An 11,342-nucleotide genomic window follows, 5' to 3' on the forward strand; every position below is an offset into this window, starting at 1 on the left:
CCTACCCGATCGGCTCGTCGAAGTACGTGTCCGGGTACGGCTCGTCCTCGAGCGTGTAGTGCCACCACTCCCACGGGTACGCCGCGAACCCGCACGATTCCATGAGGGACCGCAGGTGCCGTCGGTTCGCGGCCGCTACAGGGCCGATCCCGTCCGCGCCGTGGTGCGAGACCGGGTCCATGAGGTCGTAGCCGCCGCCCATCTCGGCGGGCTCGCCCGTGTCCAGGTGGTAGAGCGTCAAGTCGACGGTGCCGCCGCGGCTGTGGCCCGACCTGGCGGCCACGTACCCGCGATCGAGCACTTCGGACCGGTCGATGTTCGGGTAGTACCGCTCCTTCGTGCGCCCGTCCTCCGGCTGCTGCGACCAGCGGACGAAGGAGTCGACGGCGCGCTGCGGCCGGTACGCGTCCCACAGCAGCAGCCCGAAGCCGAGGGACTCGGCCTTCTCGCGGGCGCTCACCAGGGCCGCGCACAGGGCCCGGGTGCCGACGATCCGGTCGGTCAGGTAGCCGTCGACGGGCGCGCCGGTGAAGTTGTCGCTCGTGGCGTACTTGGCGTCCCAGCGGATCCCGGGCACGAACTCGTCGGCGAAGACGAAGTCGCCGTTCATCGGCGGCTCCCCGCCGGAACGGACGACAGCATCCGGTCGACCAGGTCGGCGAGCGTCAGCCCCGCGGCGGCCATCATTCTCGGGTACCGGCTGTAAGAGGTCATGCCGGGCATCGTATTGACCTCGTTGAGGACCACCGCACCGTCCTCGGTGAGGAAGAGGTCCACGCGCGCCAGTCCGCTGCATCCGAGGGCCCGGTAGATCCGCTTCGCGGTCTCCTGGACGAGGGCGCGCGACGCGGCGGGGATGTCGGCGGGGACGATGAACTGCGCGTTCTCGGACCCGGTCTCGGGCGAGTCCTCCTGGTGGATCCGGAAGAACCCGTGGGAGAGCGCGACCCGGTCGACCTCGCCGGCGAACAGGTCGTCCCCGGATCCGAGGATCGCGCAGCCGATCTCGCCGCCGGCGACGGCCGCCTCGACGAGGACCTTCGCGTCGTACCGCTTCGCGGTCGCGACGGCCTCCGCGAACTCCTCTCTGCCGGCGACCCTGGTGACGCCGAACGAGGACCCGGAGCGGGCCGGCTTGACGAAGACCGGGTACGGGAGCGCGTCCGGGTCGGCCTCCTCCGCGGTCCAGAAGTCGGGCACGGCGACGCCGGCGGCCTTGACGACGGTGTAGGTGAGGGACTTGTCCATGCACAGCGCCGAGCTCTGGACGTCGCAGCCCACGTAGGGGATCCCGGAGAGCTCCAGGAGCCCTTGGATCGCGCCGTCCTCGCCGAACCTGCCGTGCAGCACCGGCAGCACCGCGTCGAGGGCGATCGCCTCGTACTTGCCGTCGTCGAGGACGAGCAGGCCGGGCGCCTCCCGGTCGGGCGAGAGCACGACCGGCCGCAGGTCGCCGCGCTCCCAGTCGGGGCCGGGCCCGTCGCAGAGCCGCCAGGCGCCGCCCCGGGTGATCCCGATGTAGACCGGCCGGTACTTCCCCGTGTCGAGGCTGCGCGCGACCTCCTGCGCGGACTTGACGGAGACGGGGTGCTCTTCGCCGGCGCCGCCGAAGACGATGCCGATGGTGCGCCTATCCATGCCGGTTCCCGCTTTCGTATCTGAGGCAGTTGATGATCGAGTTCTCGACGGTGTCGTTCAGGGCGTGGTCGGTGTAGTAGGCGGTGTGCGGGCTGATGAGCACGTTCGGCAGCTCCTGGAGCCGCAGCAGCGGTTTGCTCTCGATGGGCGCGTCGCGGCGGTCGCGGTAGAAGACGCCCTCCTCGCCTTCGACGACGTCGAGCGCCGCCCCGCCGAGCCGGCCGCTCTCGAGGGCCCGGACGAGCGCCTCGGTGTCGACGAGCGGGCCGCGGCCGGTGTTGACGACGATCGCGCCGGGCCGCATCCGCTCGATGCGGCGGCGGTCGAGCAGGTGGTGCGTGCCCGCGTTGAGCGGCGTGTGGAGGGTGACGATGTCGCTGCGCCGCAGCAGGTCCTCGAGCGGGACGTAGTCGGCGCGGGTCTTGGGCCGCCGGTCGTGCGCGAGGACCCGGCACCCGAAGGCCCACAGCCGGTCCATGACGGCCGCGCCGATGCGGCCGGTGCCGACCACGCCCACGGTGAGGTCGCGCAGCTCCCGGCCGCGGGTCTCGCCGAGCCGGTAGTCGTGGACGTCGGCGCGCAGGATCGTGGCCTTCGCGCCGCGCAGGGCCATGAGCATGAGCATGAGCGTGTAGTCGGCGACGGAGTCGGGCGAGTACGCGGTGGTCGCGACCGTGATGCCGATGCTTTCGGCGTACCGGACGTCGATGTGGTCGCAGCCGACGCTGCGCGTCGAGACGTACTCGACGCCGGCGCCGCGGAGCGCGTTGAGCACGGCGCCGGTGACGCGGGTCCGGTGGCCGACGCTGACGCACCGGCCGCCTTGGGCCGCTTCGGCGTTGGCCTCGGACACCGGTGCCGTGACGATGCGGGGCGACACCCCGAAGCGCGGGGCCGTCGCCGCGAAGAGCGCCGCCTCGTCCGGCCCGCACCCGTAGATCGTGATCGTGCGCGATGGTTCGCTGTCGGTCATGCCCCCATGGAACGGGGCGCGACGTTGCAGGCGCGTATGGGTTTTTCCATACGGGCACAATAAGTTACTCATGAGGAACATATCGTCGGTGTAAGGGAAACCGCATACGCCCCCGCAACGCCGTCCGGCCTTCACTGGACGCCATGACCGACAGCACGACCCGCCCGGACCGGACATGATCCCGCTCAGCCTCGACGAGATCGCCACCATCGTCGGCGGCACGGTCAAAGGCGACGGCGCCCTCCAGGTGACCGCCCCCGCCGTCCTCGACGGACGCGACGCCGAACCCGGCGGCCTCTTCGTCGCCTTCCCCGGCGAGCACGCCGACGGCCACGACTACGCCGACCAGGCCGGCCGCGCCGGAGCCGTCGCCGTCCTCGGCACCCGCCCCACCGCGCTCCCGACGGTCGTCGCCGCCGACGCGCAGGACGCGCTCCAGGCGCTCGCCGCCCACGTCGCGAACCGCCTGCGCGACAGCATGATCGTCGTCGGCGTGACCGGCTCCCAAGGCAAGACCGGCACCAAGGACCTGGTCGCGACCGTACTCGCGAGCAGCGCCCCGACGGTCGCCGCGATCGGCTCGTTCAACAACGAGCTCGGCGTCCCGTGCACCGTGCTCCGCGCCGACGACGACACCCGGTTCCTCGCCCTCGAGATGGGCGCCCGCCGCGTCGGCGACATCGCCGCGCTCTGCCGACTCGCCCCGCCCGACATCGGCATCGTCCTCAACGTCGGCCAGGCGCACCTCGCCTACTTCGGCACCCGCGCCGCGATCGCACAGGCCAAAGGCGAACTGGTGGAGGGCCTCGCGCCCGGCGGCACCGCCGTCCTCAACGCCGACGACCCCGCCGTCGCCGCGATGCGCTCGCGCACCCGCGGACCGGTCCTCACCTTCGGCCTCGCCGAACACGCCGACGTACGCGTCACCGACCTCGAACTCGACCGCCTCGGCCGGCCGGCGTTCACACTGCGGACCGCCGACGCGTCCGCCCGCGTCGCACTGCCGCTCGTCGGCGCCCACCAGGCCCACAACGCATCGGCCGCCGCCGCGGCCGGACTCGCCGCCGGCATCCCCCTCGAACGGGCCGCGGCCGCGCTGGCCGGCGCGTCGCTCTCGAAGTGGCGCATGGAGCTGCGCGACCTCCCCGGCGGCGTCACGCTGCTCAACGACTCCTACAACGCCAATCCCGAGTCGGCCCGCGCCGCCCTGGACGCGATGGCCGCGATCGAGGCCGGGCGCCGCATCGCCGTCCTCGGCGTCATGGCCGAGCTCGGCGACGGCGGCGAGGCCGAGCACCGGGCCGTCGGCCGGTACGCCGCCGCGAAGGCCGACCTCGTGGTGGCGGTCGGCGAGGCCGCCCGGCCGATCGCCGACGGCGCCGGTGCGCAGGGCGTCGCCTTGGACGGCAACGCCGCCGCGGCCGACTGGCTGCGGGCGCGCCTGGCCCCCGGCGACCTGGTGCTCGTCAAGGCGTCGCGGGAGGCGCGGCTCGACGAGGTCGCCGCCGCGCTCGAGTAGGGGGAACCGGTCTTGCCGCCGGCCCGGGACCTGAACCTGACAGGGGGATCTGGGACGGGCCGCGGGGCAGGCGGGAGCGCCCGGGTGGGTCTCCACCCGGGCGCTCGCCGTTTCGGATTCCCGTCGCCGGGAGGCTATGCGTACGTCTCGAACTCGGTGATCTTCGGCGTGCCGGAGGCCGTGACGATGACGAAGTTGACCTTCGTCAGGGACGTCGCGGGGAACGAGATGGTGCCCGCTCCGGTGCCGGAGGCGAGGACCGCCCCGTTCGCGTTGTTGACGAGCTGCCAGTTGTCGATGTTGCCGACCGCGTCGGCGGCCTCGCGGATGACCACTGTGTCGATCGTGGTCGCGGAGCCCCATTTGACGGAGACCCGGCCGGTGGTGCCGCTGGGCGACCAGTAGGTGGAGGTGCTGCCGTCGATGACGTTGCCGTAGCTGGTGCCGCTGGCCTTGGAGGAGCCGTCGGCGCCGGCGCCCAGGCTGAGGTTGGTGCCGCCCGGGCCGCCCGTCGGGTTCTCGGTCGGCGAGGCGGTCGGCGACGTCGGCGGGTTCCCGGTCGGGCTCGCGGTCGGCGACTGGATCGAGCAGGAGCCGTCGGAGGTCTTCAGGCCCTTGTTCGCGCCGGCCGTGGCGGCCACCACCGACGGGACGCAGTTCGCGTTGTCGAGGGCGAACGAGTACGGGATCGAGACGGAGGTCGTGGACTGCACGTTCGGGCCGGCCGGGTAGTTGTCGGTGCCGGGGGCCGACCAGGTCACGTTGTCGAAGACGTTGCCGCTGACCTCCCAGTAGCCGCGGAGGTCGGTGTAGAAGGTGCCGATGGGGTCCTTCGAGTCCTCGAAGTAGTTGTTGTCGACCTGGATCTTCGCGCCGACGCGGGAGTTGATGCCCGACTCGACGATGCCGACGAAGTGGTTGTTGTAGCTGTGCGCCGTCGCCGCGCGCAGGAGCGGGATCCGCGAGTTCAGGTTCTGGTACAGGTTGTGGTGGTAGGTGATGTAGTTGTTCCCGGTGTCGCTGTCGCCGGAGCCGACGAGTCCGCCGCGCTCGGAGTTGCGCAGGATGCTGTAGGACAGCGTCACGTACTCGGTGTCGTTCTTCATGTCGAAGAGGCCGTCGTAGCCCTCGGCCTCGCCGCCGGACGCCTCGAGCGTCAGGTGGTCGGCCCAGACGTTGCGGACGCCGCCCTCCATGCCGATGGCGTCGCCGCCGTTGGAGGTGGGCGAGCCGGACTTCTTCACGTTCTTGACCGTGAAGTTCTGGAGGATGATGTTGCTCGACTCGCGGATGTGGATGCCGATCTGGTCGAAGACCGCGCCTGAGCCGACGCCCACGATCGTCACGTTGCTGACGCCCTTGAGGTCGATCAGGGTCGAGCCGACGTCGCAGCTCGAGCCGGAGACGTCCGCGGTGTTGCCGTGGTTGATGGTGCCCTCGACCTGGATGACGATCGGGGTGCTGGAGCTCGCCCGGTTGCACAGGGCCTGGTTGATCTGGGTGCCGGTGGTGGCCCGGACGACCTGGCCGCCGGCGCCGCCGGTCGTGCCTCCGTTCTGGGAGGCGTAGCCGGTCGCGGCGTTGGACTGCGCCGAAGCGGTGTTCAGCGAAAGCGCCACGCCCGCAACGGCAACGGCCATCACGGCGGCCGCGGTGCCGACTCTGAGTGCTAGCGATCGTCGCATCGCGGACTCCTAAAGGGGTGAGGAATTGACATGTTTCAATGAGCATAGGGAAAGCCCTTTCCGAGGGTCAAGGGTTTTGGGCAACCGATTGCACGATCTCGTGGATTTCTCGGCCGCGACCGTGGCCTGCGGCTGCGCAAGTCCGGCGGTTAGCGCTGGCCGTCACGGGTACCTCTCCCGTCCCAGCGCCCCGTCTCGCCGGGGCCGGACCATGTGAGGGGGAGGCGTCATGAGCAAACCGGCGCAGCAGCAGGAGCCGCCCGGGCGGACCGATGAGATGCGGCCGCGGCCGCGGGACTCGATGGAGGGGTACGAGGGCCGCGGGCTGCTCGAGAACCGCAAGGCGCTGATCACCGGAGGCGACTCCGGGATCGGGCGGGCCGTCGCGGTCGCGTTCGCGAAGGAGGGCGCCGACGTCGCGATCGCGTACCTGTCGGAGGACGACGACGCGCGGCGCACGGCCGAGCTCGTCGAGGCCGAGGGCCGCAAGTGCGCGCTGCTCCCGGGCGACCTCGGGTCGGCCGCGCAGTGCCAGAAGGTCGTCGACGGCACGGTGGAGGCGCTCGGCGGGCTGGACCTGCTCGTCAACAACGTCGCCACGCAGCAGCCGGTGAAGCAGCCGGAGGAGATCACCGACGAGCAGTGGATGCGCACTTTCGACGTGAACATCCACAGCTACTTCCGGGTGACCGCGGCGGCGCTCGCGCACATGGGCGAGGGCGACGCGATCGTCAACTGCGCGTCGGTGAACGGCCTGCGCGGCAACAAGTCCCTGATCGACTACTCCGCGACCAAGGGCGCGGTGATCGCGTGGACGTACTCGATGGCGCAGGCGCTCACCGACCGGAAGATCCGCGTGAACGCCGTCGCGCCTGGTCCGGTGTGGACGCCGCTGATCCCGTCGACGCTGCCGGAGGAGCACGTCGAGAAGTTCGGTGAGGCGACCCCGATGGGCCGCGCCGCCGATCCCGACGAGATCGCGCCGTCGTTCGTGTTCTTCGCTTCGAACCGGCTCTCGTCGTTCTACAGCGGCGAGGTGCTCGCCCCGCTCGGCGGCGAGACCATGCCGGGCTGATCCGTTCGCGGACGGCCGGCGGCGGCGCATCTGGTGGCGCGCCGCCGCCGGCCCCTGTTCAGGCGGGTTTCCTCAGCCTGGTTCCTGTTCAGCGCCCCGTTCCTGTTCAGCCGAGGTTTTCGAGGGCCTCTTCGGCGGACGCGGCGTGGTGGTCCATCGTCGACCACGGGTCGGCCTTGCGGACGAGGCGGCGGCGGATCCGCTCGGTGGTGTACCGGGCGGGTTCGGAGCGGCCGAGCTCGTCCCAGTCGAGCGGGGTCGCGACGGCGGCGCCGGGCCGGGCCCGCAGCGAGTAGGGCGCGACGAACGTCTGCCCGAAGCCGTTGCGGTTGACGTCGAGGAAGATCCGGTCGCCGCGCTTGTTCTTGCGCTGCTGGGTGGTGAGCAGGTCGGGGTCCTCGGCGGCGAGGCGGTCGCTGACGGCCAGGGCCAGTTCGCGGACCGTGTCGTAGCCGGCGGTGCGGTCGAGCGGGGCGGCGACGTGGTAGCCGCGGCCGCCCGTGGCCTGGAGGTACGGGGTCAGGCCGATCTCGGTGTAGACGTCGCGCAGGCGCCGGGCGATCTTCTGGAGGACCGCGGTCGGGACGCCGTCGGGCGGGTCGATGTCGACGACCATCCGGTCGGGCCGCTCGAGGTCCTCGGTCGTGGACAGCCAGATGTGGAACTCGACGGCGGCCTGGTTCGCCAGGTAGACGAGGGTCGCGGCGTCATCGCAGACCACGTAGTCGACCGCGCCCGGTTTGCCGTGGCGGTGCTGCACGGTGGTGGTCTTGATCCAGTCGGGGAAGTAGTCCGAGGCGTCCTTCTGGAAGAAGCCGCCCGTGCCGATCCCGTCGGGGTACCGGCGCATCGTGAGCGGCCGTCCCGCCAGGTGCGGGACCATCGCGTCGGCGACCGTCCGGTAGTGCTCGATCAGGTCGCCCTTGGTGAGGTGGTCCTCCGGGTAGAACTCCTTGTCGAGCCTGGAGACCTTGATATCGCGGCCCGCCACCTCGATCGTCTGCGACGCCATGGGGTAGCCCCTTTCTCTCGTCGGGGTGTACCCGCAGGTCGCGGCGGTAAACGGGCCGCGACACCGGCCTAGGCGGCCTCCTGCTCGGCGAGGGCCGCGAGCTGCGCGGCGACGGCGCCCCAGCCCTCGTAGAAGCCGAGCTTCTCGTGGCGGTCGCGGGACTCCGGGCTGCCGTGGCGGACCAGCGCCCGGTACTCGGTGCCGTCGGGATGGTCGGCGAAGGTGATCTCGGCGGTCATGCCGACCGGCTGCGGATCGGCGGGACGCCAGTCGCTGTCGATCGCGTTGGTGAAGACGATGCGCTCCTGGTCCTCGACGATGAGGAACACGGCGTCCATGTGCGGGACGAACGCGCCGCCGTCGTCGCTCATGCTGGTGACCATCGGGCCGCCGGGGACGGCCTCGAACCGCTCGACCCGGCACGAGTGCGGGGCGGGGAGCCACCACTGCTCGAAGCGGGCCGGGTCGGTCCAGGCGCGCCAGACGACGGCGCGGGGCGCGCGGATGACGCGCTCGATGGCGAGATCGAGATCGGGTTTCATGACTGCTCCTCGGGATCGGTGACGAACTGTTCGAGCCGGTCGGTGCGCGCCTCCCAGACCCGCCGCTGCTCGGCGAGCCAGTCGTCGACGAGCGCGAGCCGGTCGCGCCGGAGCGCGCAGGTGCGCACCCGGCCGGCCTTGGCGGTGCGGATGAGGCCGTTCGCCTCCAGGGTCCGCACGTGCTTCATGAAGGAGGGAAGGGTCATCGGGAACTCGCGGGCGAGGTCGCCGACGCTCATCGGCCCGCGCCCGAGGCGGCGGACCACCTCGCGGCGGGTGGGGTCGGCGAGCGCGGTGAACACACCGTCGAGCGCCTCCGAATACTGTGCCATAAGGCTAAGTATCGCGCATCGGAACACTTAGCGCAAGGGCTAAGTGTTTTTTGTTTTTCTTGGCTTGGGGTCGTCTCCGAGGGGGGGCCGGGACGCGGGGGCCGGGCCGGTGGCGGCGTTGTTTCGACTTTGCGCGCCGTGTGGGACCGGGCCGTCAGGGCGGCGACGGCGGGGCAGGGACGGTCGCAGGGTCGGATGCGGTGGCCGGGGCGGCGATGATCGGGGTTCAAGCGGCGGCGACGGTGGGGCGGGGAGGGCCGCCGGGTCGGTTGCGGTGGCCGGGGCAGTGGTGATCGGGGTTCGGGCGGCGGCGACGGAGAGGTCAGCGCCGATCCGGGGCGGACAGCGGCAATGCCGGTCCACTGTGGCAGCGGTCCGGGCGCGGACCGGTCACGGTTCCTGTTGCGCCGCAGCCGGTCTCGCAGGGTCCGGTGAGCCTTCCTCATCAAAGTTCACTCCACCGGGTGTTGCCACCACTGACCACATCGAGTCACTATTGACTCACACGATTCGCACACGCTGACGGAAAACCGCACCGCATTCGAGAACAGCAGGAGGGAGGCGAACCCCATGGCGACCACCACCACCCCGGCCCCCACCACCTCCCGCATGTCCCGCACCTCCCTGGCCGGCCCGGCCGCACCGGCCCCGCCTCCGTCTCCGGTCGCGGTCGGGTCCGGATCCCCGCTCGCCGCTTCCTCGACGCTGGCCTCCCGGACCGAGGCACCCGCGCAGGCGGCAGCGGTCCGGGCAGTGCTCGATGAAGCTGCGGCGGCGATCAACGCCCACCACGCCACGGTGCTGGGTGCGGTGATCGCAGCGAAGCGGGCGAACCTGCACCGGACCTGCTTCGGGTTCTCGGCCCTGCGGGACTGGCTGGTCTCGGCCTTCGACTTCCACCGCCAGACCGCGGCCGACATCGCCGGCATCGCCCGCCTCGCCACCAAGTTCCCCGCCCTCACCGACGCCGCCGTGACCGGGGCGGCCAGGATCGACCAGGTCGCCTACGCGGTCCGGCAACTGGACAAGACCCCCGCGGCGCGCCGGTTCGCCCCCACCCCCTTCCGGGCACCGGTCCCCTCCCCCTTCGACCCCCGCACCGACTGCGCGACACCTGAGCACCTGGTCGCCGAGTACGCCGCCCACGCCCCCTTCACCGACCTCCGCCATCATCTCGACGAACTCCACGCCGGCCTCGCCGACGAGACCGAACTCCTCGAAGACCTCGGCCAGCAGTCCCTGGCGTGGATCGAGGTCGCCGAGCTCGGCACCGGCATGTGGGCACTGTCGGGCGAACTCGCCGCCGACACCGGACGCCTGCTCGACAAATACCTGAAGACCGCCTGCCCCCCGCCCCGGCAGGACGAGCAGGATGCGGACGGGGTCCTGCCCCCGCAAGCGAACCGGCATGCCGAGGCCCTCCACCAACTCCTCGCCGGGTACGGCACCAGCCCCCAAGCCGCCACCCGGCACGGGCACACCGCCACCCTCACCCTCACCCTCACCGCCGACATCCAGACACTCCAGGCCACGGCCACGGACACGGGCACAGGCCTGGGCGCGGGCCTGGGCATGGGCGCTGGTGCGGGTGGGGGTCGTATCCCGCTGTTGGAGGGCCGACCGGTGTCGGTGGCGAAGGCCCGGCTCCTGGCCTGTGAGACGAATGTGCTGCCGGCCGTGTTCGACTACGCGACCGGTGAAGCGGTCGAACTCGGCCGGACCGCGCGCCTACCGAACACGGCGCTGCGGCGCAAGCTCGAGCTCGAGCAGCCCGGCGGGTGCCCGTAGGCGACAATTTCACTAACCACGTTTCCGCAGTTCAGTAGCATATCATCGGTGATTTTGCCCAATTTCAACGCCCGGCCGGTATGCGTTCTGATCTTCGAATATCAGTCGGCATCGTAGTTCCGTTCAGCCTGGTCGCAATCACGGCTTGCTACGCGACTAACGGACGGGCTCCACAAGTACGCTCCGTGCCCATGGGGATGAGTGTCCGGGTACGGACGTATACCGGCGGCTGGGAAGCCAGCAGGACGCACCCTGCGACTGGTGCTCTATTCGAACAGCCCGCGGCAACGGCATCGGCGTCACCGCGCTGGCGAAGCAGTTCGGCGTCCACCGTGGCACAGTCTGGGCGAAGACACGGCTGCCGCGGTGAGAACGACTCGCAACCTCACGGGCGCTTTGACGAAGTAGGTTCCATGAGGTAGCCTGATGGGCTTTGCTCTTTCCGCACGCGATGCTGGGCCGCTCGCAGTGGGGGTGAGGTCGGCGGATTCACGTCCGTCGCGAGATCCCTTATTCCACCCACGTCACGGAAGGAACTCCACACTCATGGCAGTCATCCCTGTCGCCCACACCCCGCGACTCTCTCATCGCCATCCTCGCCACTCGCGTGCTCGACGTCGTCAAGGACACCGGGTTCCAGCGCGAACTCCGCTAGGTCGTGTTTACGAACTGGGTTTCCAGTCGAGGATCATTGCGACTTGGATGGCCGCTTCGTAGCGGATGGCGAGCTTGTCGTAGCGGGTGGCGATGGCGCGGTAGCGCTTGAGGCGGCCGATGG

Annotated in this window: 10 protein-coding genes and 1 pseudogene; 3 read left to right on the top strand and 8 right to left on the bottom strand. The window is 70.8% G+C overall.

Translation table 11 applies throughout. The features are described 5' to 3' along the window. Nucleotide 1: 1 nt before the first annotated feature. The 3 genes from vanX to GFD30_RS24185 are packed head-to-tail and all read right to left on the bottom strand — an operon-like array spanning nt 2 to nt 2,611. Nucleotides 2–610 carry a D-Ala-D-Ala dipeptidase VanX gene (gene vanX, locus GFD30_RS24175; protein ID WP_153027717.1) on the bottom strand — a complete coding sequence of 203 codons (609 nt, stop codon included), beginning with the start codon at nt 608–610 and terminating at the stop codon, nt 2–4. Continuing rightward, nucleotides 607–1,638 carry a D-alanine--(R)-lactate ligase gene (gene vanA / locus GFD30_RS24180; RefSeq protein WP_153027718.1) on the bottom strand — a complete coding sequence of 344 codons (1,032 nt, stop codon included), beginning with the start codon at nt 1,636–1,638 and terminating at the stop codon, nt 607–609. The genes vanX and vanA overlap by 4 nt, the downstream gene beginning before the upstream one ends. Further along, the gene (locus GFD30_RS24185) at nt 1,631–2,611 is read right to left on the bottom strand and encodes a D-isomer specific 2-hydroxyacid dehydrogenase family protein (protein ID WP_153027719.1); all 981 of its coding nucleotides are present in this window, start codon (nt 2,609–2,611) and stop codon (nt 1,631–1,633) included. Before GFD30_RS24185 ends, vanA begins: the two co-directional genes overlap by 8 nt. 175 nt (nt 2,612–2,786) lie before the next feature. Here GFD30_RS24185 and GFD30_RS24190 point away from each other — a divergent pair, with 175 nt between their 5' ends. Next, nucleotides 2,787–4,130 (top strand): UDP-N-acetylmuramoyl-tripeptide--D-alanyl-D-alanine ligase, encoded by a 1,344-nt coding sequence (locus tag GFD30_RS24190; protein WP_153027720.1) that lies wholly within the window; start codon nt 2,787–2,789, stop codon nt 4,128–4,130. Nucleotides 4,131–4,264: 134 nt separating this feature from the next. Here the strand turns inward: GFD30_RS24190 and GFD30_RS24195 are convergent, their stop codons facing one another. After that, the gene (locus tag GFD30_RS24195; RefSeq protein WP_153027721.1) at nt 4,265–5,815 is read right to left on the bottom strand and encodes a pectate lyase family protein; all 1,551 of its coding nucleotides are present in this window, start codon (nt 5,813–5,815) and stop codon (nt 4,265–4,267) included. 229 nt (nt 5,816–6,044) lie between these two features. On the opposite strand from GFD30_RS24195, the gene GFD30_RS24200 reads away from it, so the two are divergent. Next, nucleotides 6,045–6,890, top strand: a complete 846-nt coding sequence (locus GFD30_RS24200) for an SDR family oxidoreductase (protein ID WP_153027722.1) — start codon at nt 6,045–6,047, stop codon at nt 6,888–6,890. Between the two features lie 106 nt (nt 6,891–6,996). Here GFD30_RS24200 and ligD read toward each other — a convergent pair whose 3' ends face one another. The 3 genes from ligD to GFD30_RS24215 form a co-directional block, all read right to left on the bottom strand. Next, nucleotides 6,997–7,902, bottom strand: a complete 906-nt coding sequence (gene ligD, locus GFD30_RS24205; RefSeq protein ID WP_153027723.1) for a non-homologous end-joining DNA ligase — start codon at nt 7,900–7,902, stop codon at nt 6,997–6,999. Between the two features lie 68 nt (nt 7,903–7,970). Next, nucleotides 7,971–8,444, bottom strand: coding sequence for an SRPBCC domain-containing protein (locus GFD30_RS24210; protein ID WP_153027724.1), 474 nt, complete (start codon nt 8,442–8,444; stop codon nt 7,971–7,973). Next, nucleotides 8,441–8,776: an ArsR/SmtB family transcription factor gene (locus tag GFD30_RS24215; RefSeq protein ID WP_153027725.1), complete on the bottom strand. Its 336-nt coding sequence runs from the start codon at nt 8,774–8,776 to the stop codon at nt 8,441–8,443. Before GFD30_RS24215 ends, GFD30_RS24210 begins: the two co-directional genes overlap by 4 nt. Before the next feature lie 570 nt (nt 8,777–9,346). On the opposite strand from GFD30_RS24215, the gene GFD30_RS24220 reads away from it, so the two are divergent. Further along, the gene (locus tag GFD30_RS24220) at nt 9,347–10,564 is read left to right on the top strand and encodes a DUF222 domain-containing protein (RefSeq protein WP_153027726.1); all 1,218 of its coding nucleotides are present in this window, start codon (nt 9,347–9,349) and stop codon (nt 10,562–10,564) included. Between the two features lie 662 nt (nt 10,565–11,226). Here GFD30_RS24220 and GFD30_RS28370 read toward each other — a convergent pair. Next, nucleotides 11,227–11,342, bottom strand: a pseudogene (locus GFD30_RS28370) (IS5 family transposase); the annotation flags it as partial.

Origin of the sequence: Glycomyces albidus (assembly GCF_009451885.1) — a bacterium.
In the GTDB taxonomy this organism is placed as follows: Bacteria; Actinomycetota; Actinomycetes; order Mycobacteriales; family Micromonosporaceae; genus Glycomyces; species Glycomyces albidus.

Excerpts from the sequence above, each read along its gene's own strand:
- vanX (WP_153027717.1), bottom strand. The coding sequence starts at position 610 with ATGAACGGCGACTTCGTCTTCGCCGACGAGTTCGTGCCCGGGATCCGC.
- vanA (WP_153027718.1), bottom strand. The coding sequence starts at position 1,638 with ATGGATAGGCGCACCATCGGCATCGTCTTCGGCGGCGCCGGCGAAGAG.
- GFD30_RS24185 (WP_153027719.1), bottom strand. The coding sequence starts at position 2,611 with ATGACCGACAGCGAACCATCGCGCACGATCACGATCTACGGGTGCGGG.
- GFD30_RS24190 (WP_153027720.1), top strand. The coding sequence starts at position 2,787 with ATGATCCCGCTCAGCCTCGACGAGATCGCCACCATCGTCGGCGGCACG.
- GFD30_RS24195 (WP_153027721.1), bottom strand. The coding sequence starts at position 5,815 with ATGCGACGATCGCTAGCACTCAGAGTCGGCACCGCGGCCGCCGTGATG.
- GFD30_RS24200 (WP_153027722.1), top strand. The coding sequence starts at position 6,045 with ATGAGCAAACCGGCGCAGCAGCAGGAGCCGCCCGGGCGGACCGATGAG.
- ligD (WP_153027723.1), bottom strand. The coding sequence starts at position 7,902 with ATGGCGTCGCAGACGATCGAGGTGGCGGGCCGCGATATCAAGGTCTCC.
- GFD30_RS24210 (WP_153027724.1), bottom strand. The coding sequence starts at position 8,444 with ATGAAACCCGATCTCGATCTCGCCATCGAGCGCGTCATCCGCGCGCCC.
- GFD30_RS24215 (WP_153027725.1), bottom strand. The coding sequence starts at position 8,776 with ATGGCACAGTATTCGGAGGCGCTCGACGGTGTGTTCACCGCGCTCGCC.
- GFD30_RS24220 (WP_153027726.1), top strand. The coding sequence starts at position 9,347 with ATGGCGACCACCACCACCCCGGCCCCCACCACCTCCCGCATGTCCCGC.